Source organism: Neobacillus niacini (genome assembly GCF_030817695.1).
GTDB classification, from domain to species: Bacteria; Bacillota; Bacilli; order Bacillales; family Cytobacillaceae; genus Neobacillus; species Neobacillus niacini_F.
This window is the reverse complement of sequence record NZ_JAUSZQ010000002.1, coordinates 2,737,733-2,761,185: the sequence shown is the minus strand read 5'-3', so window position 1 is coordinate 2,761,185 and position 23,453 is coordinate 2,737,733. Positions and strand designations below refer to the sequence as shown.

Here is a 23,453-nt window from a genome sequence, read left to right as displayed (position 1 = left end):
AAATACCTATGTTGTTATTATATATTAAAGCCCCTTCAATTATCGACGATGTTGCTTCAACCTATAATATGGGCAGTTAAAACACTCTAAAAAGGCCCCGAATTAACGGAGCCATTGAGTCATATGATCTTGAATTTCCTGATATTTAGCCGAAGCATTTTGAAGTCCAAAAGAGCCGGCATTTTCAAGCGGCACTACTTGATAATTGCGATTTCTTTGGCTTGAAACATAGGTTGGATAAAAAGCAGGGTTTGACAACTCAATTGTCTTTCCCGTTTCCGTAACATGTTTGGTTATTTCAACGGTTGCCATGCCGCCTATATCCTTATAGTCCCGGACCTGTCCAGAAATGAAGTTACCCAATGAATAAATAACGAATGCGTTCCTGCCGTCTTCGGTTTTAATCCATTCCATTGGCTGAAGCACGTGGGGGTGAGAGCCGAAAATGATATCCACGCCTTCATTTGCAAGGAAGTTAGCCAAGTCCTTTTGTTCACTAGTGGGTATTCGCTGGTATTCATTTCCCCAATGAATGCTCATAATCACAACATCTGCCTCTTTTTTTGCCCGCCTTATTTCTTCGCTCATAATATCCCGATTAATCAGGTTTACTAAGAAATCTTTGCCATCTGGTACCGGTATCCCATTTGTCCCGTATGTATAAGATAGAAAAGCTAATTTAATGCCGTTTCTTTGAAGGATTCTAAGTTCCCGCCGATCGTCTTGATTTAGAAAGCTGCCAACATGAGGAAGTCCAATACTATTTAAATAATCTGTTGCGGAAAGAATTCCTCTTTCACCCTTGTCTAACGTATGATTGTTTGCAAGAGAAACAATATCCACCCCTGTATTGACGAGTGCGTCTGCGACTTCATGCGGACTATTAAACATGGGATAACTTGAGACACCAATGTCAACGCCGCCTAACATACTTTCTTGATTCGCCGTAAGAACATCTGGGGTTTCTAATATACTTTTTACATTTTCGAAGATAGGATTGAAATTATACTGTGCTCCATTAAAAGCGTCTTGATAAACCGTGTCATGAATTAATATGTCTCCGATGGCACCAATGGTTAATTTTTCTGTCAATGTCCTGGCCATTACGGGTTGATATCTCGGAGAATGCTCCTTCGTCGGATGTACCTTCGCTGCAGCAGCCTTATTATTGTGTTGTTGAATCAAAACTGCCGACGCAAGAAGAATACACGTAGAAATGATGAATACAGACGTAACAATGGCTTTCTTTTTCATAATTTCTCCTTCATGTTCTGTTTTGAGGCAAAATATTTTAAACCATTCTACCCATACTATAATATATTTATATGCTATTTTTCGACTTTTTCTCTTATATTTCGGAAAATTTTAAGGAGGTTGTTGGTTTTGTTTAACATAACGGAGAGTGCAAGCCATGTATTAGAAGATGTTATTGAGAGAGAAAGGCATACCCCTAATGAGGAACTTTTAGTCCGATTGAGTATGGGGGTTGGCTGAGGCGGTCCAAAACTCAATCTGTCTCTGGAAGAGCGGAAAATTACTGGGGATCAACTATTTGAATTTGGAGGGGTCAAGATCCTTATTCATGAACAAGATTACATCCACTTTGACCAAACCAAGCTCGATTATAGTAGGAATGCAGAAGGAAAATTTTCATTTAAACTAATAAAACTATAGAAAACGGAGTCTCCGATTGAGGGACTCCGTTTTTTATGAAGGTTTACGCATCCATTTTAGGATTATGAACGTTTAATGAAAAATGGCTTTAAGAAGCCAAATTCGATTCCTTAAAGCCATTTAATTTTAGGTTCCGTTTTATTCATGATTCGCTTAATGTTTGCGCGATGTCGATAAATCACAAATGAGGCCAGAAGAGTTACTGCAATAAGGAGAGGTACGTCCCCATCAATGGCGGCATAAATCACAGCGCAAATGCCGGCGAGCATCGATGATAGAGATACATATTTGGTCAGGTAAAGACTTGCAAAAAAGACCAAGAAAATAATTAAAAACATAAGCGGGGCACAAAACAATAAAACACCGCCTGATGTGGCTACGGCTTTACCGCCTCTAAAGCCAGCAAAGATTGGATAAGTGTGTCCAATAACAGCAAAAACCCCAGGAAGCAAAGGATTTATATCATCTAGTCCAAATATGACAGGCAAGGAAGCTGCTAATGTCCCTTTTAAAATATCTGCCAATGTCACAGCGATACCTGCTTTTACTCCTAATGTTCGAAATGTATTAGTTCCCCCTAAATTTCCACTTCCATGTTCACGGATATCTGTTTTATAAAAAACTTTACCAATGATTAAACCTGACGGAATGGATCCTAGCAGGTAGGCGAGTATTAAAACGAAAACAATCTGAACCATCAACGATTTCTCCTTTTATAAATAATGCATGTCCTGTTATTTTACCATGTATTGGTGAAAAAACACTACTACTGCTTTAACTAATTCAAAAAGTACGGAAAAATTCCTTCTCAATTTTTCATGGATACCGTACGATAGAAATGAGGAGGAAAAAGAATGGCACAAATTGAATACCAGAAAAAGAAATCATTAACACCAAAATGGATCTTAGGAGGATTAATGATTGCAATTCTATTAATTGCGTCTTCTATTCTTTTTTTAATATATCCGTTTGCCTCGAAAGAAAGAGCACCTTATTTTACCGAAAAAAATCCGATCCTTTTCGAAGGAAGTCAGCGAGGAAATGCACTAATCGAAGGGGATTCTATCTTTCTTCCACTATCATTTATGCAGGAGAACATAGATAATAGCATTATTTTTGATGAAAAATCAAAGTCAATCATCATTACGACTGCAGAAAAAGTCATCCAAATGCCTACTGATTCCTTAACCTTTTTTGTCAATCAACAGCCGGTAGAGCTTCAAGTATCACCGATTATCTCCAAAGATGGCCAAATATTTGTGGCAATCGACCCGCTGCTCTCCTATTATCCGATTCAGTATAAGGTTTTAAAGGATACGGGAGCCGTTTGGATTCAAAAAAACGGTGACCAGTATGTGCAAGGGGAAATCATTGCTGAAGATGTTCACCCACAAAAGCTACGGTTACGAACGGAGCCTTCTCTAAAAGCACCCTATACCTCGGAAATGTCTAAAAAAGAGACCGTAATGATTGAGGCTGAGGAAGCCGATTTTTATTTAGTAAGAAAAGAAAATGGAATCAGTGGATACATCAACAAGAAATATGTAGATAAAAACAAAGAGGTTACCATTACAATCTCACAGAAAAATGGAAGTGCAGTCATTCCAAACATCAATGGATCGATTCAATTAACCTGGGAAGCCGTATACACGAAGAATCCAGATCATACCCAAATACCGGATATGATGGGTGTAAATGTAGTTTCACCAACTTGGTTCTCCTTAACTGGAAAGGACGGGACAATAAGTAATTTAGCGTCCTTAGAATATAGTAAATGGGCACAATCCAAGGGATATCACGTATGGGGATTATTTTCAAATTCGTTTGATCCGGTACTAACACATGAAGCGTTAAAAGACTTTGAAACACGTCAAAAGATCATCGTCCAGCTGCTTCATTTCAGTCAAATGTACCAATTGCAGGGGATTAACTTTGATATTGAAAATGTCTATCCCGTAGATGGTCCACTTGTCACTCAATTGATGCGGGAAGCAACACCATATCTGCATGAAGCAGGGTTGGTTGTTTCAATGGACATTACGTTTTATGCAGGTGAAAACAATAATTGGTCATCTTTCTACGAAAGAGATAAGCTTGCAGGTATTGTCGATTACCTTATTATTATGGCATATGATGAACACCCCGGATCGTCTCCTGTTGCTGGCAGTGTTTCAAGTCTTCCATGGGTAGAGACGAATCTGCAAAACTTGTTAAAAGAGGTACCAAAAGAAAAGTTAATACTTGGTGTCCCATTATATACTAGATTGTGGAAGGAACAAATAAAAGAGGATGGTACGACAGAGGTTTCCTCTCAATCTATGTCAATGGCAAAGGTAAAAGAATGGCTTGCAGAAAAAGGGCTTCAGCCTGTGTATGACGCGGCAAGCGGTCAAAATTATGCTGAATATTATGCAGAAGAAGAGAATGCCACCTATAAAGTATGGATTGAGGATGAATTATCATTGAATAAACGAGCAAACCTAGCAGCCAATTATCAACTTGCTGGCGTCGCTTCCTGGTCAAGAGTCTTTGGTGATCAGACAGCATGGACTGCGATGAATATCGACCCAAATAAGGCAGTAACACAGAAATAGACCACATAGATGGTCTATTTTTTTGCATCTTTTAAAATAATATTCTGTCTAAGTTAAGAACAATTAAAGTCTATTTTATTACAAATATATGGAGAATTTTTAAACCATTTAAATATCGATTGAAATTAAATGTTACCCCGAAATATAATTTAGGAAAATAAACTAGTTCAAAATCGCACGCTGTCCACTGTGAACCTCAGCTGGTTCCTGATGTTAAATTTAGTATTTATGAAAGAGGTGAGCATATGTCAAATACCACTTATAATTTTCGAAAATTCGATCGCGTAAACAATGCAGAATGCTCGTTTTCAGTTTCAGATTCAATCGAAGAAGCATTGTCGATTTTTATCTCCAGTATTAAGAACCACGATATTCATGTGGATTTCGAATACAGAGGCCTGCAAATGGTCTATGGATTTCCAACGGTTTTCAGTCAAATCATTTTACATATATTAATAAATGTAAGAGAAACTTTTGATACCAACAATATAAGCAATCGAAAATTGAAGATCCAGATTTCCAATGATAAAGATTTTATAGTTGTCGAGTTTACTGATAATGCAGGTGGTATTGACCCTGCACTAATCTCAAAATTATCCGAACCGTATTTCACAACAAAAGAGCACGGAACTGGGAATGGCCTATATATAACCAAACTGTATATTGAAAAGATGAATGGCTTCTTTAAGGTTCAAAATACTGAGGATGGATCGCGTTTTATTTTATCTGTTCCGAAAGTTCTTTCCTAACAACCACAACTCGAAATTTATCATGCTCCGGAATACCAGGAGCTATTTTTTTTGCAAAAAATCGATTTATGTTATAGTAAGAGAAGTTAGTAAAATTAAGGAAATAAAGGAAGTGTTAGTTCATGGCAGTTGAAAATCCATCTTTAGAAGAAATCGGAGCTATATTAAAAAAATCTAAACGTATCGCTGTTGTGGGGTTAAGTGACAATCCTGACAGAACTTCTTATATGGTTTCTGAAGTTATGCAAAAAGCAGGTTATGAGATCATACCGGTGAATCCTACAGTTGATGAAGTGCTCGGAGTGAAAGCGGTTGCTTCGTTAAAGGATATCGAGGGTCATATTGATATCGTTAATGTTTTTCGCCGTTCAGAACAATTGTTTGATGTGGCTAAGGAATTTGACGAAGTCGACGCCGATGTTTTCTGGGCACAACAGGGCTTAGTAAACGAGGAAGCCTACGAGTTTTTAAAAGAAAAAGGATATACAGTCATTATGGATCTTTGTATAAAAGTGGCACATGCTTTAACAAAATAATGATTAAAGAAAAAATTCTGCTAATAATTAGCAGTTTTTTTCTTTTTTTCACATAAAGTCCTGTTACAAAATTATGTTGTTTTAATTTTGACATTTGCCAAATCGAAATAAATCGCTAAAATAAAGCATAGACATGCGCATTCATGTGGTACAATTAAGAGCGGCAAACATTCGTTCTAAATTTTGGGAATCACTTTTTTACACGAATGAATAAACTTACTCATAAAGATAGCAATTAAAAGATGTTTTTTCTTTTGCAGGGAATGAAAGGGGTATTTTAGTGGCAAGTAATCAGAAAGCTTTTGAATATAATGATGATGCCATACAGGTACTAGAGGGGCTGGAGGCCGTCAGGAAGCGACCAGGAATGTACATCGGGAGCACTGATACTCGCGGATTACACCATCTTGTATACGAGATTGTCGACAACTCAGTCGATGAGGCTCTAGGTGGATTTGGGGACCAAATCATTGTAAAAATTCACAGAGATAATTCAATAAGCGTAATGGATAAGGGACGCGGAATGCCTACTGGCATGCATAAAATGGGGAAACCGACTCCAGAAATCATTTTAACTGTCCTCCACGCCGGCGGTAAATTTGGCCAAGGCGGATATAAAACCAGCGGTGGTCTACATGGTGTTGGTGCATCTGTCGTAAATGCCTTATCTGAATGGTTAACGGTAACGATAAAAAGGGATGGCTTTGTTTATGAACAACGGTTTGAAAATGGCGGTAAACCGGTTACGACCTTGGAGAAGATTGGTAAAACCAATCAAACAGGGACAACAATACACTTTAAACCGGACCCGACTATCTTTTCTACCACCACATATAATTTTGAAACATTATGTGAGAGGTTACGAGAATCAGCGTTTCTTTTAAAAGGGTTAAAGATTGAAATCATCGATGACCGTAATGATTTTCATGAAGTGTTCCATTATGAAAATGGGATTGAAGCGTTTGTTTCTTACTTAAATGAGGAAAAAGATGTCCTCCATCCTGTGGTTAGTTTTGAAGGAAGCCATAATGGGATTGAAGTGGAATTTGCATTTCAATTTAATGATGGCTATTCAGAAAACATGCTTTCGTTTGTTAACAATGTCCGGACAAAGGATGGCGGAACACATGAAGTAGGTTCCAAAACGGCTATGACTCGTGTTTTTAATGATTACGCACGAAAGGTTTCACTTTTAAAAGAAAAGGAAAAAAATCTTGAAGGTGCTGATATTCGTGAAGGATTATCTGCAATCATTTCTATCCGGGTTCCGGAGCAATTGTTACAATTCGAGGGTCAGACGAAGGGCAAGCTAGGTACGAGTGAAGCTAGATCGGCAGTTGATGCTGTCGTTTCTGAACACCTGACTTACTTCCTTGAAGAAAATCCAGACATTAGCTCATTGTTAATTAAAAAGTCTATTAAAGCTTACCAAGCCCGTGAAGCAGCACGAAAAGCACGGGAGGACGCTAGAAGTGGTAAGAAACGAAAGCGTTCTGATGCTCTTTTATCAGGGAAACTTACACCTGCTCAATCAAGAAATCCGCAAAAAAATGAGATTTACTTGGTTGAGGGTGACTCCGCAGGCGGTTCTGCTAAACAAGGACGCGACCGTCGCTTTCAGGCCGTACTTCCACTGCGTGGTAAAGTAATCAATACGGAAAAGGCGAAACTGGCTGATATTTTTAAAAATGAAGAAATCAATACGATCATTCATACCGTCGGCGCTGGAGTCGGTTCTGATTTTAATTTAGAAGATGTAAACTACGATAAAGTTATTATTATGACCGACGCAGATACAGACGGTGCACATATTCAAGTATTACTGTTAACCTTTTTCTATCGCTATATGAAACCATTGATTGAAGCAGGTAAAGTGTTTATCGCTCTGCCTCCTTTGTATAAGGTAAGTAAAGGAAGCGGTAAAAAAGAAATCATCGAGTATGCCTGGAGCGATGATGAACTTCAAGGAGCCATTAAAAAGGTTGGCAGAGGTTATATGATCCAGCGCTATAAAGGTCTTGGTGAGATGAATGCTGACCAGCTTTGGGATACAACAATGAATCCAGAAACACGGACATTAATACGTGTGAAAATAGATGACGCGGCAAGAGCAGAGCGACGTATCACCACACTTATGGGTGATAAAGTTGACCCTCGGCGTAAATGGATTGAAACCAATGTAGCATTTGGTTTAGAGGAAGATGACACGATCCTTGAAAATGAAAATATAACGGTCGTTGAGGAGGAATCTGAAGAATGAGCACAAATGAGAAATTCCGTGACTTACCTCTAGAGGATGTAATCGGCGATCGTTTTGGCAGATATAGTAAATACATCATTCAAGAACGGGCCTTACCAGATGCGAGAGATGGCTTAAAACCAGTACAACGAAGAATACTGTATGCCATGCATGTTGAGGGGAATACACATGATAAGGGCTTCCGTAAATCAGCGAAAACAGTTGGTAACGTTATTGGTAATTATCACCCACACGGTGATTCATCCGTCTATGAAGCGATGGTGCGGATGAGCCAGGACTGGAAGGTAAGAAATGTCCTCGTCGAAATGCATGGAAACAACGGAAGCATGGACGGGGATCCTCCAGCTGCGATGCGTTATACAGAGGCTCGTTTATCCGCGATTGCGGCAGAGTTGCTTCGTGATATTGAAAAACAAACAGTCGATTTTATCCCTAACTTCGATGATACTTCAAAGGAACCAACTGTATTACCAGCGATGTTTCCAAACTTGCTGGTAAACGGCTCAACGGGGATATCAGCAGGGTACGCAACTGATATTCCGCCGCATAATCTCGGTGAAGTCATTGACGGTGTCATCATGCGAATGGACAATCCTGACGTATCGGTTGATGAATTAATGACGGTGATTAAGGGTCCTGATTTTCCAACTGGGGGTATTATTCAAGGCGTTGATGGTATTAAAAAGGCCTATGAAACTGGTAAAGGGAAAATCATTGTTCGCAGTAAAGCTGATATCGAAGATGTACGGGGCGGCAAGCAGCAGATTGTCGTGACCGAAATCCCTTTTGAAGTCAATAAAGCGAATCTTGTTAAGAAAATCGATGAATTCCGCTTTGATCGCAAAGTCGAGGGAATATCAGAGGTTCGTGATGAAACAGATCGAACGGGGTTACGAATTGTTATTGAATTGAAGAAAGATGCGGATGCCAATGGTGTCCTAAACTATCTTTATAAAAATAGTGATTTGCAAGTGGCATACAATTTTAATATGGTTGCTATTGCAAAAAAACGTCCTAAATTATTAGGCATACGTGAATTACTCGATGCTTATATTGAGCACCAAAAAGAAGTTGTTCTTAGAAGAACAAAATTTGAGCTAGATAAGGCAAAGGAACGTCAGCATATAGTTGAAGGCTTGATGAAAGCATTATCAATCCTTGATGAAGTGATTGCGACCATACGTGCGTCAAAAGATAAACGGGACGCAAAAGATAATTTAATTGCAAAATTTGCTTTTACTGAAGCTCAAGCGGAAGCGATTGTTTCTTTACAACTCTACCGCTTAACAAATACTGATATCACTGCTTTGCAAAATGAAGCGGAAGAATTGGCTAATAAAATTGAAGAATGGACTTCGATTTTATTAAGTGAAAAGAAGCTAGTATCCGTTATTAAAAAAGAATTAAAAGACGTCAAAAAGCGGTTTTGCTGATAATCGCCGTTCAAAAATAGAAGCAGAAATTGAAGAATTGAAAATTAATCTTGAAGTAACGGTTCCTAGTGAAGATGTTATTGTAACAGTTACAAAAGAGGGGTATGTCAAACGGACTAGCCAACGATCTTTTGCTGCTTCTAATGGACAAGATTTAGCCATGAAGGATTCAGATCGTTTACTAGCTCAACTTGATTTGAACACGAAGGATGTAGTACTCCTGTTTACCAATAAAGGGAATTACTTATACTGTCCTGTTCATGAACTGCCTGATATTCGCTGGAAGGATCTAGGTCAGCATGTTGCGAATATCATTCCAATTGACCGTGATGAAGATATCATTCAAGTGATTCCAGTGAAAGATTTTGAGATTGATGCATACCTAGTTTATGTTACCAAAAATGGTATGGTAAAGAAAACAGAACTTAAGCAATATAAAGCACAGCGCTATTCGAAACCATTAGTTGGTGTTAATCTTAAGGATGATGATCAAGTAATTGATGTACATCTTACAGATGGAACGAAAGAATTGTTCTTAATTTCCCATTTCGGCTATGCATTATGGTTCCATGAAGAAGAAATTAGTATTGTCGGTGTTCGTGCAGCCGGTGTAAAAGGGTTGAATTTGAAGGATGGAGACTTTGTTGTGGGCGGTAAGGTTATTACTCCTGACAGTAAAGAAACCATTGTAATTACCACGCAGCGAGGTTCCATTAAGAGAATGAAGCTGAAGGAATTCGAAAAAGCAACACGAGCTAAACGCGGGGTTGTCATTTTACGAGAGCTAAAAGCCAATCCTCATCGTGTAGTAGGCTTTGTGGTCGCGAATGATGAAGATACCGTCTACATTCAAACGGAAAAGAATCACATTGAAACTGTCGTAACATCAGAGATTCGCTTAAATGACCGTTATTCGAATGGCTCATTTATCCTTGATGAAAACGATAATGGAAAGGTTACATCTGTTTGGAAAGTAGAAGGTACACCTACAGCAGAGAAATAAAAATATTTTCAAAGACTCCCTAAATATTGGGAGTCTTTTTCATGTTTTTACCAAAATTGGGTATACTACGTGTATCAGATTTTGGAGGGGAAAAGAATGAAAAAAGAATTACTACTAGTTGCTGCTGCATTTTTTCTCATGTCTGTTACTGCGATTACCGGTGTTCATGCTTTTGATGAAAAAGCTAAAACCGTCACGATTTCAAAACATGAATCTGATGTCACAGGAGATGGAATCAATGAAAGCATTCAATTAAAAGGGGTGCCATATGAAGATGAAGAGAGTTATTTGAAAGAGATTTATATCGATATATCTACCACTGATGAAAAACAGTACAAAATTCCGCTTGAAAGCGGGTCTAAAGCGTCATTAAAGCTGGTTGATCTCAACCAGGATGGAATAAAAGATCTATTCACAAATGTATTAACAGGGGGAAGCGGCGGCATAACCCTGAATTATTTATATACATTGAAGGACTTTATAAAAAAAGAATTGGTTGTTCCTGAACCATTAGACATTGCCAGTACCTTTGAAAATGGCTATAAAGCGAAAATAACCATTGGTCAAACAGGGAAAACCTATATGTTTGATTTAAAGGATCGTAAAAAGTATTACAAAAAACTGGGACTTTATTATAAAGGGCGGTTAAATGAGCCCACAGAATTAACAGTGAATTCATTTCAATCTTTATCACCAGTTAAGTTAACCACTGGCGAGATGGTGTTAAAAGGGGTACAAAGAATTACGGGGATAGCAAATGCCGATACAATTGCGTTTGTGGAATCTACCTGGAAATACGGGGACCGTAAATGGAATTTGAATAACACAAGCGTTCATACTAGTAAAAAAGGTAAGTAGGGCGGGAGATATCAACAAAATTCCATTTGTAAAAAGACACAAAAAAACACAGTTTTCGTGTGTCTTTTTGTGTAGAATCCCGAACTAAAATCAAAATAATTGATTAACTGTAAATACGAAAATTTTTGTTCTGTCTCAGTTTCTTGAGTATACTTGGATTTTGAGATATTTTGTCATTTTGTTTACATAATAATATTATGTATACATGTAAAAACAAAAAAGTCAGCAGCATGAACTGCTGGCTTTATTATGATTCCTCTTTTGGCATATCCATTTTATCTACAGCAATTTTTAAATCATCATTCTTAATATGTGTATAGATCATAGTCGTTTGAATCGATGAATGGCCTAATTGTCGTCGTAATTTTGGTACATCATTAATCTCTGCATGGTATCTTGTTGCAAAGGAATGACGTAGCTTATGTACGGATAATGATGGTTTACCAAAAGCTGTTGCATATTTTTCAACTAATTTTTCAACAGATCGTGCCGTAAGTCTTCGTGTTTTTCCTTTTGGGCCGATTGCAGCTGCAATAAATAAAGCCTTATTATTCTTTTCAACCTGATACTTAGTGGTTCTCACAGCTAAATATGCTTGCAAATCAGCCATCGCAACCTGACTGAAGTACACGAATTGCTCTTTATTTCCTTTTCTAATTACTCTTACACAGTACTTTTTAAAATCAATATCGTCTAATTCAATCCCAATTAACTCTGAAAGACGAAGCCCTGATCCCAAAATTAATGAAACAATCGCTGTATCACGTTCTTTATTTAATTGGTGGAAGTTATAGAGTTTTTTGTTTTCTTTGTTTATTTCACCGTAATCATGAGCAATAAATAAACGAAACTTTTCGTATTCATCACCAAGAAGGATTTTACCTTCCATTTTAGCAGCTTTGGTTTCCATGCTGTCTTTTACTTCATTAAATTCAATTTTGGCTAATACATTTCGATTAATATAAGGCTGTAAATCAGGGGTTTCAGCAATGTTCTGCAGATAATTAAACAGGGACTTTAATGCTGATAATTTCCGATTAACGGTTAATTCTTTATTATTTAATTCGTAATGAAGGAAATTTAAAAAACTTTCAATCTCAATAACTGTCATTTGCTCTAATCGACTTAAGGGAATATCCTTAACATTTCCGATAAATAATTGCTCACGAATCATCCAATTGAAAAAGATCTTATAATCATGGCAGTAATTAAATAAGGAAGCCGTCGAAAGCTTTCTTAATTTATGATTGATGTATTCATCAACATACCAGGGAAGTTCAGAAAGAAGAGATTGTAATTTATTAAAATTAATTTGTTTTGATGGATTTACCATAAAATCACCTCACTTCTATATTTTACCTAACAAGGTTAATTACGTCAAATTTATATTTTACGTAATTTTGTTGGATGGATATTTACCTGCATTTTTACTACATTTCCTGTCTTTTTTGTCTTCCTGTTTTACTCTCTCCCTCAATCTTTTTATATTCCTTCTTTGATTCAAGTAAATCAGATATAATGAATTTATGATTTTTTTAAAGGAGTTTTCTTAATGGATAAAAAACAATTAGAAGAAAAAATTATTCAAAACTATCAAGGCGAGGAAAAAATGATGATTCTCGTATTTGCTCAATGGTGTATTAACCATGACTTAAATCCTGAGGAATTGTATTTGCGCGCCTATCCCAATCAGACCTCAAACGTCGCTTTAAAAGAAGCTATGGAATTAGTTGTACCAAAAGATGAAGCTGGAGAAATTGGTGACGAAACACTTCTTGGTGTTTTATCGTTGTTTGGAAATGATGATTTAGCTTTTGTTGTGACTGAAGAAATTACTAAAATGAATGCATAATATTTCGTCTTAAAACCAAAATAAAAACAGGGCTTGTAGCTCAATTGTAGAGCAACCGGCAGTTTCAACCGTAAACTGCTCGAGTATCTTGTGGGTTCGAGTCCCACCAAGCCCTGTACTATTTACTCCCCCTCTATTACTTCTTCCAACACTGCTAACGTAAAATTTCTTCTGCAATCAATTTATAGGATTCGATTTTATCTACTGGTGAATGTGTGATAGTCACAATCATGATTTCATCTGCATTATATTTTTCTTGCAGTTCTTCTATTCTCTTTTTTACCTGATATGGATTACCTATTATCATATTGTTTTTCATTTCCCTAAGTAGATCTTCTTTTTCATTTCGAAGATAGTCATTCGCTTTTTGGATGGAAGGAACACCTTCCTGCCCCTCTCCTTTTTTTCTTTGCAGCACCCATACCAGTGAGCTTAATGCGACATCTTCTGCTTTTTCTGAGGTTTCTGCACAAATAGCTGTAACCGTTACAATCACTTGTGGAACATCATTTTGTTTCCTCGGTTTAAAATGATTTCTATATTGTTCGATAATTGCAGCACCGTCCTGATCACTCATAAACTGTCCAAAGGCATATGCTAGTCCGTTTTCTGCTGCAAGTATAGCGCTTTTTTTACTCGTGCCAAGCAGCCAAGGCATTGGTGGTACGTTAGGAACTGGAGATGCCGTCACTTTCGCATGCGGATGTTCAGGAGGAATATTATTGTCTAAGAAATGCAGTAAATCTTTTACTGAGTTTGGCATGTTCCACACCTGTTGTAAAAAGTTATCTGATAAAGCATTCGTAGCTTCTGCTGAACCTCCCGGAGCCCTTCCAATTCCAACATCAACTCTATCAGGAAACAACGTGGCTAGCATATTGTAAACTTCCGCCACCTTATACGGCTTATAATGAGGTAATAACATCGCACCGGAGCCAAGTCTGATTGTATTCGTATTCGCTCCAATATAACCTAACATAACTTCTGGCGCTGAACAGGCAAGACCTGGTAAATCATGATGTTCTGCAATCCAAAATCTTGTATACCCTAAGTTTTCACCAGCTTGGGCTAACTTCATCGATTCTTTAAGTGCCTCTGCTGCACTCTGATTAGAAGATATGGCTGCTTGATCCAAAATGCTTAACCTCATTTCCACACCATCCCTTCTCTCCTATTCTCTTACTTCCAGCAAACTTAAATTAAACTCTCCGACCTGCCCTTTAATATATAAATTTGTAAAGGAAGTAGAGTATTGCTGAATACTCGCTCTAAATGATAAATCCCGCTCAGGAACTTTTACGTCAAATGTACCTTTGTACAACAGGGTCGTGATATCATGATATTCCTCACTCGTTACGTTAAATTGTATTGAAATTTTATGTAATTCATCTTCTTTATCTTCTTCATACTTGTAAACGTGAATCGATGTATCATCTAAGACAATCTCATTAACCAATAGAAGCAACTCCTTTTTATCAATATAAAAATAATAGCACTTACACTGGTAAAAACAAAAATCTTGCTTAAGAGCAGTGCCTGCTACCATTTGAAATGTGGTATGATAATAAAAGTTAATATCGAGGAGTGGAATCATGAGCGTACATAAAGACTTAATTAAACATGCGAAAAATCAAAATCAAAGTTACCAAGAGTTTAAAGCTTTGGACGAGCTGCGTGAAAAATATATTGCAGAAGCCGTTGAATTATGTAAACAAGGGAAACCTTTTACAACAGATAAAATTAATGATGTCACCAATAAAATGAACAGAATTAATTTACGAATCATATCACTTAGAAAAAATGTTACCACTGAAATGGTACAAGAATATGTAAAGTAATTAAAAAACAAATAATCCGGTAACGAAAAAAACGACAGATCATTACTGTCGTTTTTTCCTTATAAATGGCCAGCCAGACGGACCATATCTCAGATAAAACTACTCTCTTTCTCTTGCTCTCTGTGTATCTCGAATATTCTTTTGAACCGTAATGGCTGCAAATAAACTAAGAACAAATGACATCCCATAGAATCCTTTTTCGCTCAAATCAATACTTCCAGCATTGTATAAACCGATGCCCATTAATGAAATCGATACGATAAGTGCTAACCAGCTAATACCATAATAAATATTGGTAACGGGTATTCCCTCATCTTTATCTCTAACTGCTTTTTGTAAAGATACCGCTGCATAGAGCCCGAATATTAAAACGGCAAAGTAATATCCTTTTTCATTCAATTGCATCGCTGCGTTAAACAAGCCAATGAAATAAGCCGTAACACCTATTAACAGCGCACCCCAGGAAGCACCTATGAAAGCCGGAGTAGGTTCTCCCTCTTTCCTTTGTACTTTCAATTTGGTATCCTTTTGTTTTGCTTTATCTAATAAAACCTCATTTTCATTAGACATTGAATGTTCCCCCCTCCATCTTTTTATCTAATATAATGGAATACCGCAGATACACTGTAGTGCTCCCACCTCATTCTATTATATAGAAAATTCTTACAAATAAAAGATGATTTTTCCTTAAATTTCTTATTAAACCTACTTCCATTTTCCTGCGCTGTTTAAAATAATATTTGCCTCTATTTTTATATCCATATCCTGATAGGATTGATACTTATCTAATGCTTTCCAGTCTTTATAGTTCATTTTGTTACGTACATACCGATTAATACCAAGTGGGTCTACTTGGAGTTTCTGTAACTTTACGATCAGTTCCTTACCCTCCTGATTAATTTTCTTGGTTATAATATTTTCAATTTTTTTTTGTATTTTTGGATCTGAAATTTCTTCTTTCCCGGTATATTCAAGTACATCCCCTATTAATTCTATATTGATCGATGCTTTCTTTGTATTAGTTGATGTTGATTGAATGTTAATATGGTGCTGCTTAAGTTGATAATTAAGCATGATTGAGGCTTTTTCTTCCTCTCCTACGTCAATTTGCTCGACGAAATTACCTTGTTTCATCTCTTCCCGAAAAAGGAAAAGATATCGGGCTTCGGAAGGTTTAAGGATTTCGACAAGTTTGTCTTCATGAAATAAACCAATACCATTATAGACAATGTTATTTTTTTCAACTTTAAAGACCGGCAAAATCGGATCAATTCCGTCATCATAGTAGTCTCTAAGGAATTGATAAATATTATAATTTGTCCTTAAATTTTCTCGGTTTAATTTCGTTAAAAACTGCTCTAAATACGTAGCATTTTGCCCTTCGTTCTTAATCTGCAGCATCAAAACATCACTGGCTTTATCTTCTGCTAATGCCAATTTCGCTCTTGTACCGATACTTGGATCACGAACTAAGGATTGTAAATATGGTAACATCCCCTGCTTCGCCAATTCCTGGCCATACAAAGTAACACGAATTTGTCCGCTTTCGAGTTTTAAGTTTGTCTTCAATCTTACTTTTTCCCTTGCCTCTTTACTTGATTTCCCTTCAACCATAATCGTTTTTCGATCATATTTTCCATCCTTTGTAATAATGGGAAAGGTACCGGTTAACTTTAAAGGATTCTTTTCGTTATCCGTAACATCATAGCCTACAGCGTTAATAAGCGCTAAATCATCTATGATCCGCTGCTCAGCACATCCAGTTTGAATTAATATCATGATTATGACGAATACCTTATTCATTGGCTGGCTTCCTGTTCATTTTTCTCGTTAATAGAACAATAAGCAATAAAAGAATCGGTAACATAAAGGCAATGGCTGTAGCTGCATAAGTAATATAATTTAACCATTCTTCTACATCTTTTATAACCTTTGGAATAAAGGAAACAAAAAAACTGATAATCAGAATACCTATTAGGAGAAAGTTTGGTTTTATCCTTTTAAACTGATAATGTAATAATTCTTTTGTCCCCCATAAATACATAACGGTTGTCATCAGCACCTTCAAACCGAAAATGGAAAAAGTAAAACTCTCTACGCGTTCAAGGACGGGAAAAGAAATGTACCCCAACAGTGTTACCACCGGGTACATCTCCCTTAACAATTGCTCAAAGCTGAAAAATCCAAAACAGATGAAGGTTACACCCAAATAGATCATGCATGTAATGGAATTCCCTGCAATGAGCGATTTTAATTGTTTCCTTTCTATCAAGTGGATAAATAAAATCGACAGTTCATAACCTAAAAGGGCTGTATAAATAGACAATCCGCCTTTCAGCATATCGGTATCACCTTTGAAAATAAATGGTGTAAGCCGGATAAAGCTAAATTCCGGAAGGTGGAAAGCTAATAAAAACACAGTCCAAATCGTAAAATAAAATAATACCACCGTTGATTTAGCAATTTGATAAAGGTCCTTCTTTAGCAGCATATACGATAAGATGTACCCCATTGAGAAAAAGTAAAAAAGAGATACGTTATGGTAGAACAAGACTTTTAGGATCATTGAAAACTTAACCATCACAAATACCCCTAGCAGCATCCATACGACCGCAATAAATAAACTAACTGGCAGTGTAATCCATTTTGGAAAAATGGATATGATTTCAAAGAAGGACTTCCCTTTGCTTATTTTATATACGAGCCAAATAAGAACTAGATTGATATTAACAATGAGAGAGATAAAGATAAGTCCAATCCAGCCGTTTGTCCCAAAGGCTTCTGCGACAAGCCGGGGTAAAGTAAATAATGTAACACCAGACTGAATTAAATAAACCAAAATCGAGGCTTGAAAGGGTGATAACTTTTCTTTCATTTGCATGAGTGTTAACCCCTTTCAGCTTTTTTCTTAAAAGGTCCCCTTATTAATGAGTATTTGAAGAACTTTGGAAACATAGGCGATATTGGCAGTAAGTAAGGCGAGTTTAAATTAGTCAGGCCGCTTAAATGGATAATTAAAATCCCCATTCCAAAAACAATCCCAATATTACCCCAAAATCCTGTAAGGATGATAAATCCAAAACGGACAATTCTTATCGATCCACTTAATAAATAACTGGGTATCACAAATGACGCGATGGCAGAGGCTGCTACCACAATAATAAGAATATTGCTGGTAATCCCAGCCTGTACAGCGGCTTGCCCAATTACAATACCACCAACAATACCAATTGTTTGTCCAACTTTTGTTGGAAGCCTGGCTCCTGCTTCTCGCAGCAGCTCTAACAAAAATTCTAAAAAGAGCGCTTCAATTACAGGGGGAAACGGCACTTTACTTCGTGACTCCAGTAATGTCGGCAGTAATGCCTGCGGAATCATCTCATAGTGATAGGTAGTAACGGCTACATATAAGGCAGTAAACAACAACGTAACTAAAATGGCAATATACCGAGTTACTTTGATGAATGTGCTGACAATCCATCTTTGCCCGAAATCATCCATGGATTCCATAAAATCAAAAAAACTGACAGGTGTACAAAAGGCAAACGGACTGTTGTCCATTAACCCTGCAATTTTTCCCTCAAACAATTTATATACCGTTACGTCTGGTCTTTCTGTGGTATAAAACTGTGGAAAAGGTGAATTTGGATGTTCATCTATAAATTGAACAAGCATATTCGTATCTGCAATACCATCGTTATGAACGGATAAAATCCTTTTTTTAATTTCTTCTATATCTTTATCTGAAGCAACGCCTTCGATATACAGTAAATAAACCGTTCTTTTTGACGTTTTACCTACGTGCAATTTGATCGTCTTAAGCTGGGAACTCATCACTCTTTTTCGAATAAGAGATAAATTCACATCAACAGATTCCACAAATGAGTCATGCGAACCAAGAATAACCGTTTCTGATTCAGATTGTGAAATAGAACGACCTTTTCCCTCTTTAAAAGGAAGCTCATATGCTTCTTTCTCGTAAAAAATGATAGCACTTCCTGATAATATGGCTTCTTCAATACCATTCATATCTGAAAGTCCCTTAAACTCGGAATGATTAAAAAATGACTGTATTTCTTCTGGATTAATATTTCTTAGTTTTGATAAAAATTGCTCATAATGATCTTTATTAATTAAATAACTAAAGTAATAAATTTTTACTGATAAATGCGGAAACTCTGTGACACTTAGATCAGAACTATTGGTAAAATTGCTAAAAAATTGCTGTAATAAACCCTCTCCAGCTTCTTTTTTATCACTCGTATTCGTTTGTATGATGCTTCTCTGCAGTTTAAAGTCCTTCAACAAGCGATTGCGATCTTTCCGCATTCGCACCCGCCCCATCTTTTTCTTTTATTTTTTGCTAACAATGGTAATTTATACATTTATTAAAAATTTGAATAATAATTTGTATAAGAGAGGCAGATTGTAAATAAAGGAGGTTACCGGTGAAAAACCTAAATCCTTTTTCTCCTTGGGAAGAACATTATTTCTGGGTAAATATACTTTTAGATCACTCCGTTTTTGTTCGGGATTATTTATCACCCGTCGAGGTAAACCTTGTAGAAGAAGCTGTGTCCTTTATAGGCAGGTTCATAGAGCTAAGAAATCGGCTGGAACAAGTTCCAAAAAATAGTCATGTAAATTCTCAGGCATTAGTGGAATTCTCCAGGCTTTCTGCTCAAGTTTCTTATGATTATTACCGCTTTGAAGGAAGAGTTCTTAACTTACAATTAAATAATAAAATACTGATAAACATTACCCCAACTTATTTTAATGGTACTCTAAATGAAAACGGTGAATATTTGCGGATCCTGCAGTATTACATGAATGGAACAAATTATCCCCCGCTTCCATTAGTTGATTTATTAGACCTTTGGTTAGAGGATCAGCTTGGTCATGCTGCATTATTAAATCGCGCACTTGATGGTGTAGAACTTATCCTTCATGAAAAAGTGAACACACTAAGTAAGCTTTTTTCAGCACATATTTTAAAAAATGACGCAATAAAAGGTTATTTACGGTTTATGCCTCCCCATTTCCCTGTACAAATCTCCTTTGCACGTGAAGTTAGTGGAACGGTGCTTGCCTTTAACCAATTAGTTGAACATGTTATAACGCTATATAAGGGTAAAGAAGTTTTAAATGCGACAACACTGCGGTTTTTAGAGCACCATTTTCCCGAGTCATGTTATTTTTTAACCAAGATAAGTGCATTTGTGCCTGATATGGAAAGACCCCCTTGCTCATTAACATCCTATTTTAAAAACTACCGCAGAGAATTTTAATGTTGGTTAATCCTTTCTTTGTTTGCTCATACTAATTTTGGATTCATGATAATTAGAAATGGAGCTGATTATAAGAATGGAATTTGAAGCTATGAATAACACTGAAGCTGCCCTTCACGAGTATAAAGCAGGTTTAGGTGTGTTTACTCAGAAAATGCCGGAGTTTGCTAGACATTTCAATGCATTTACAGAAGAGTGCTTTAAAGAGGGAGCTTTAACTCAACGGGAAAAGCAATTGATTGCATTAGGCATTAGCCTCTATTCACAAGATGAATATTGTATTATTTACCATACAAAAGGTTGTCTTGACCAAGGATGTTCAGAACAGGAAATCCTTGAAGCTGTTGGTGTTACGGCTGCATTTGGCGGAGGAGCTGCGATGAGTCAGGCAGTTACACTTGTTCAGGAATGCATTGATGATTTAAATCAACTAAAACAGTAATAACTCTTTTAAAAAACCACTACAGAACATTTGTTCTGTAGTGGTTTTTTCAGTGGATATGGTTTTTAACTTGTTTCATGAGGTATTGAACAAAATCGTCGTCTTTTACTAACCAGACCTCATAATTCCTTTTCAAGTAGCTTTCCCCTTCTTCAAAATTAGCATAGGTTTGTTCCAAGCGTTTTTGCCCTTTTTGAATCGCCCATTCATGGTCATTTATTTGATGAAGCAAGAAGTAATCTTCTCTTCTGCTTTTATACAAAGTACCAAACGACGAACCCTTAAGGTTATAACGATTTCGTCTCGCGTCCTCTGGAATCGGTTCTAGGTGAAAGGTTTCGGTCACGAAACTAGTATAGGCTTCTTCGGTTAACGAACACCCCGATGCCTTTGCATGCCCTCCACCTCCGTATTGTCCGGCAACCTCAGAAACATCGATATGATCGTGAATCGTACGGAAACCCATCCGCTTTCCGCCAATATTTAAAATCGCGATATAATCAAGATGAGGGTATTCTTTCCCTAATTCATTTCCCAATTCAGAGTGATATGATTCAGCATAGACCACACCTGCAAAAAGACCATTCAGTTCAGTCTGAACCAGCTCCCGCCTTTTCCTGCGAATATAGCGGTCAATTTTATCTTCTTCCATGTCTAATATTTTCTTTTCAAATTCGTCAAAATGAAAATGTTCACTAGTCTGTAGACGTGTTATCATTTTTTCTTCAAATTCGTCAATTGATACGAGAAAAAATAAAGCATTTAGACGCTGGGCATCCTGATTATCATTTTTTTCCCATTCCCACGTATCATATTGTCTAACCAGCTCAACAAATTCTGTGATCGCAGCGGACTCCTCGATTAACTGATGTGAAAGAAGATAGTGATACAATAGGGAGGTTGCAGAAGTTAATTTCCCTTCTTCATCCTCTACAACCACATGACCCCAGGGATAGTCATTGTAATGCAGTGCGGTTTTATGATGATCGATTAGCTGTACTTTTCCGCCATCTTGGTAAAACTCATTAATCCTCTGTTCATTTTTTTCATTTACAGACAAATCGGTAATAAATAAAAAAGTGTTCTTATCTACGTTATCAAAAAACCATTCTACTTCTCGATTTAAACCAGATATGGAGTTGTAACGAACCTTTACATCCTCCCTAAAGGCAAGCTTTGCTAAAATACCACAACCGACACCATCTAAATCATTATGCGACAACAATTTGTACATGCTCTTCACCTCATAAAATAGTATGGTATCAAAAGGGTAAAAATATTGAATGACAGCAAACAAAAAACCCGCTGACTCTAAAAAGTGCGAGTTTTGTCCGTTAATATTCTATAAAAGAAAGGATATCATTTTTCTGTTTCTGAAAGACATTTCTCCCCAATTCACTAAGTATATCCATATAGTTGACTTCATCGAACGGTACTTCCTCTCCTAAGTCTTCATTGATTCGAAGGTATTGTTCCTTAAGGAGGAGCTGACAATGATAGGTCACAGATTCTGATGAAAGGTGAAGGGCCAAATCGAGAAGCTTTGGTGTGACCTTCATCGAAGGCAGATGAAACGGGAGCCATTGATTGATTCCCCAATACTTATCATTATTGTTTGTAAAATCAATATTCTGTAATCCAGTGCCAATCGATAAGATATTGATTTCTTTCATACTTTTTTGGAAGAAATGAATCGCTTCGGTTAAGCAGACTAATGAAGGATTATTCGCCCATAGCCCGCCATCTATGGATAAGTATTGATCCCCTATTTTGTTAGGAGGAAAATAGACAGGTGCCGAGCAGGAGGAAAGAACAGCATCCCATACTTTTATGGATAGATCATCACAATCAGGATGCCCGTAGTTGGAGCGGTGCGTAAACGGTTTTCCATGTGTAATGTCCACAGCAGGAATAAGCAGGGGCTTGGTTATATCCTTTAGCTCCACTTCACCAAATGCATTTTTTAAAAGATGTCTTAATGCCCGGTCACTATAGACACTTTTGAATAGTCCAACCTTTGCCTGTCTCGTAAAAATCTTTCCGCCATAATGCTTGTAGCTTTCATAGATTTCTCTCATGTTTTTATTAAGTGAAACTGAGGCAGCGATGATTGCTCCAGTACTAGTCCCAGCAACAACATCAAATAACTCTCCAACAGGATGGCCCACTTCTTCTTCTAGTGCTTGTAAAATGGCAATGGCAAAAATACCTCGTATGCCGCCGCCATCTATACATAGTAATTTCATCTATATTTCACCTATATTAACCTTCTTTTTCCTCAGTGTGCCCCTACTTCGCTTTCCTTATTACGGCCAGTTAATCAATTTCTTCTATACTTTCCCTTGTTTGAGCAATTGCTGAAATCACTGAACCAACCGCTTGTATCCAGCTCCCGTTTATGGCTAATGTTTGGCTAGATGTCACTTGTTTGGACTCATTACTTTCCCTATATCCTTTAAATCTATCTTCATTTTCACGAATACTTTTAAGCTCTTCAGCACCACCAAAGGCTTGCAATGAATTTCCGATAATCTGTAATACATTTCCGGTAATATTCAGTGTTCTAATAGTAGAAGGCTCATCTATCAAATCCTCTGGCAGTGCTATACCTCCACCTACTGCTTGCAGCAAGTTTCCGTTAATATCCAACTTAAGCTTATTTTCTTCTGAATTATTTAATAAGATTCCAGCTACAACAGTGGTATTACCAATTGCTTGGACTTCATTTCCAAGCTTTCCTAAGGTTAATTCTTCCTCGGCATCAGCAATTAAGGCATTTCCAGTGCCCTGAAGGACATTCCCCCATAGGTTCAGACTTTGTTGTGTATTTTCGTTAAGTGATGGTGTACTTCCAATAGCAGCTGTAACCGTACCAATTGCTTGAATCCACGCCCCGAAAAGTTCTTTTAGTTGAGTTTCCATAGAA

General features: G+C 37.0%; 21 protein-coding genes, 1 tRNA gene and 1 pseudogene. 11 read left to right on the top strand and 12 right to left on the bottom strand.

Annotation, left to right across the window (positions count from 1 at the left end):
* Positions 1 to 102: 102 nt before the first annotated feature.
* Together QFZ28_RS14185 and plsY are read right to left on the bottom strand one after the other, a co-directional pair.
* Positions 103 to 1,254 (bottom strand): CapA family protein, encoded by a 1,152-nt coding sequence (locus QFZ28_RS14185; protein WP_307195228.1) that lies wholly within the window; start codon positions 1,252 to 1,254, stop codon positions 103 to 105.
* 530 nt (positions 1,255 to 1,784) lie between these two features.
* Complete coding sequence (gene plsY, locus QFZ28_RS14180) at positions 1,785 to 2,372, bottom strand: glycerol-3-phosphate 1-O-acyltransferase PlsY (protein ID WP_307195227.1); 588 nt, start codon at positions 2,370 to 2,372, stop codon at positions 1,785 to 1,787.
* Between the two features lie 156 nt (positions 2,373 to 2,528).
* Here plsY and QFZ28_RS14175 point away from each other — a divergent pair, with 156 nt between their 5' ends.
* The 6 genes and pseudogenes from QFZ28_RS14175 (at position 2,529) to QFZ28_RS14150 (ending at position 11,107) form a co-directional block, all read left to right on the top strand.
* On the top strand, positions 2,529 to 4,268 hold the full coding sequence (locus QFZ28_RS14175) for a glycosyl hydrolase family 18 protein (RefSeq protein WP_307195226.1): 1,740 nt from the start codon (positions 2,529 to 2,531) through the stop codon (positions 4,266 to 4,268).
* Positions 4,269 to 4,513: 245 nt separating this feature from the next.
* Complete coding sequence (locus tag QFZ28_RS14170; RefSeq protein WP_307195225.1) at positions 4,514 to 5,017, top strand: sensor histidine kinase; 504 nt, start codon at positions 4,514 to 4,516, stop codon at positions 5,015 to 5,017.
* A gap of 122 nt (positions 5,018 to 5,139) precedes the next feature.
* The gene (locus QFZ28_RS14165; protein WP_307195224.1) at positions 5,140 to 5,553 is read left to right on the top strand and encodes a CoA-binding protein; all 414 of its coding nucleotides are present in this window, start codon (positions 5,140 to 5,142) and stop codon (positions 5,551 to 5,553) included.
* A 280-nt stretch (positions 5,554 to 5,833) separates the two neighbouring features.
* Positions 5,834 to 7,813 carry a DNA topoisomerase IV subunit B gene (gene parE / locus QFZ28_RS14160; protein WP_307195223.1) on the top strand — a complete coding sequence of 660 codons (1,980 nt, stop codon included), beginning with the start codon at positions 5,834 to 5,836 and terminating at the stop codon, positions 7,811 to 7,813.
* Positions 7,810 to 10,249: pseudogene (parC, locus tag QFZ28_RS14155) on the top strand (DNA topoisomerase IV subunit A). Before parE ends, parC begins: the two are co-directional and overlap by 4 nt.
* Positions 10,250 to 10,345: 96 nt before the next feature.
* Positions 10,346 to 11,107, top strand: coding sequence for a hypothetical protein (locus QFZ28_RS14150; protein WP_307195222.1), 762 nt, complete (start codon positions 10,346 to 10,348; stop codon positions 11,105 to 11,107).
* Between the two features lie 247 nt (positions 11,108 to 11,354).
* On the opposite strand, the gene xerS is transcribed toward QFZ28_RS14150, so the two are convergent.
* Positions 11,355 to 12,440 (bottom strand): tyrosine recombinase XerS, encoded by a 1,086-nt coding sequence (gene xerS, locus QFZ28_RS14145; RefSeq protein WP_307195221.1) that lies wholly within the window; start codon positions 12,438 to 12,440, stop codon positions 11,355 to 11,357.
* A 219-nt stretch (positions 12,441 to 12,659) separates the two neighbouring features.
* Here xerS and QFZ28_RS14140 point away from each other — a divergent pair, with 219 nt between their 5' ends.
* Both QFZ28_RS14140 and QFZ28_RS14135 read left to right on the top strand, forming a co-directional pair.
* Positions 12,660 to 12,959, top strand: a complete 300-nt coding sequence (locus QFZ28_RS14140) for a hypothetical protein (protein ID WP_307195220.1) — start codon at positions 12,660 to 12,662, stop codon at positions 12,957 to 12,959.
* Positions 12,960 to 12,988: 29 nt separating this feature from the next.
* Positions 12,989 to 13,074 (top strand) — tRNA-OTHER (locus QFZ28_RS14135).
* A 39-nt stretch (positions 13,075 to 13,113) separates the two neighbouring features.
* On the opposite strand, the gene QFZ28_RS14130 is transcribed toward QFZ28_RS14135, so the two are convergent.
* Together QFZ28_RS14130 and QFZ28_RS14125 are read right to left on the bottom strand one after the other, a co-directional pair.
* On the bottom strand, positions 13,114 to 14,109 hold the full coding sequence (locus tag QFZ28_RS14130) for an LLM class flavin-dependent oxidoreductase (RefSeq protein ID WP_307195219.1): 996 nt from the start codon (positions 14,107 to 14,109) through the stop codon (positions 13,114 to 13,116).
* Positions 14,110 to 14,130: 21 nt separating this feature from the next.
* Entirely contained in the window at positions 14,131 to 14,415 is a 285-nt protein-coding gene (locus tag QFZ28_RS14125; protein WP_307195218.1) for a DUF3219 family protein, read from the bottom strand.
* A 136-nt stretch (positions 14,416 to 14,551) separates the two neighbouring features.
* On the opposite strand from QFZ28_RS14125, the gene QFZ28_RS14120 reads away from it, so the two are divergent.
* Positions 14,552 to 14,797, top strand: coding sequence for a DUF2533 family protein (locus QFZ28_RS14120; RefSeq protein WP_307195217.1), 246 nt, complete (start codon positions 14,552 to 14,554; stop codon positions 14,795 to 14,797).
* Between the two features lie 99 nt (positions 14,798 to 14,896).
* Here QFZ28_RS14120 and yiaA read toward each other — a convergent pair whose 3' ends face one another.
* From yiaA to QFZ28_RS14100, 4 genes are all read right to left on the bottom strand, one after another.
* Positions 14,897 to 15,367, bottom strand: coding sequence for an inner membrane protein YiaA (gene yiaA, locus QFZ28_RS14115; RefSeq protein WP_307195216.1), 471 nt, complete (start codon positions 15,365 to 15,367; stop codon positions 14,897 to 14,899).
* Positions 15,368 to 15,502: 135 nt separating this feature from the next.
* Positions 15,503 to 16,600 carry a Ger(x)C family spore germination protein gene (locus QFZ28_RS14110; RefSeq protein WP_307195215.1) on the bottom strand — a complete coding sequence of 366 codons (1,098 nt, stop codon included), beginning with the start codon at positions 16,598 to 16,600 and terminating at the stop codon, positions 15,503 to 15,505.
* Positions 16,593 to 17,678, bottom strand: coding sequence for a GerAB/ArcD/ProY family transporter (locus QFZ28_RS14105; protein ID WP_307195214.1), 1,086 nt, complete (start codon positions 17,676 to 17,678; stop codon positions 16,593 to 16,595). The genes QFZ28_RS14110 and QFZ28_RS14105 overlap by 8 nt, the downstream gene beginning before the upstream one ends.
* 5 nt (positions 17,679 to 17,683) lie before the next feature.
* Positions 17,684 to 19,126, bottom strand: a complete 1,443-nt coding sequence (locus QFZ28_RS14100) for a spore germination protein (RefSeq protein ID WP_307195213.1) — start codon at positions 19,124 to 19,126, stop codon at positions 17,684 to 17,686.
* A gap of 119 nt (positions 19,127 to 19,245) precedes the next feature.
* Between QFZ28_RS14100 and QFZ28_RS14095 the strand changes: the two genes are divergently transcribed.
* Positions 19,246 to 20,085, top strand: coding sequence for a DUF2935 domain-containing protein (locus tag QFZ28_RS14095; protein ID WP_307195212.1), 840 nt, complete (start codon positions 19,246 to 19,248; stop codon positions 20,083 to 20,085).
* A 76-nt stretch (positions 20,086 to 20,161) separates the two neighbouring features.
* Complete coding sequence (locus QFZ28_RS14090; RefSeq protein ID WP_307195211.1) at positions 20,162 to 20,527, top strand: carboxymuconolactone decarboxylase family protein; 366 nt, start codon at positions 20,162 to 20,164, stop codon at positions 20,525 to 20,527.
* Positions 20,528 to 20,576: 49 nt separating this feature from the next.
* Here QFZ28_RS14090 and QFZ28_RS14085 read toward each other — a convergent pair whose 3' ends face one another.
* The 3 genes from QFZ28_RS14085 to QFZ28_RS14075 form a co-directional block, all read right to left on the bottom strand.
* On the bottom strand, positions 20,577 to 21,761 hold the full coding sequence (locus QFZ28_RS14085; RefSeq protein ID WP_307195210.1) for a DHH family phosphoesterase: 1,185 nt from the start codon (positions 21,759 to 21,761) through the stop codon (positions 20,577 to 20,579).
* A gap of 100 nt (positions 21,762 to 21,861) precedes the next feature.
* Entirely contained in the window at positions 21,862 to 22,773 is a 912-nt protein-coding gene (locus QFZ28_RS14080; protein WP_307195209.1) for a CBASS cGAMP-activated phospholipase, read from the bottom strand.
* Between the two features lie 70 nt (positions 22,774 to 22,843).
* Complete coding sequence (locus tag QFZ28_RS14075) at positions 22,844 to 23,449, bottom strand: DUF6944 family repetitive protein (RefSeq protein ID WP_307195208.1); 606 nt, start codon at positions 23,447 to 23,449, stop codon at positions 22,844 to 22,846.
* Positions 23,450 to 23,453: the final 4 nt, after the last annotated feature.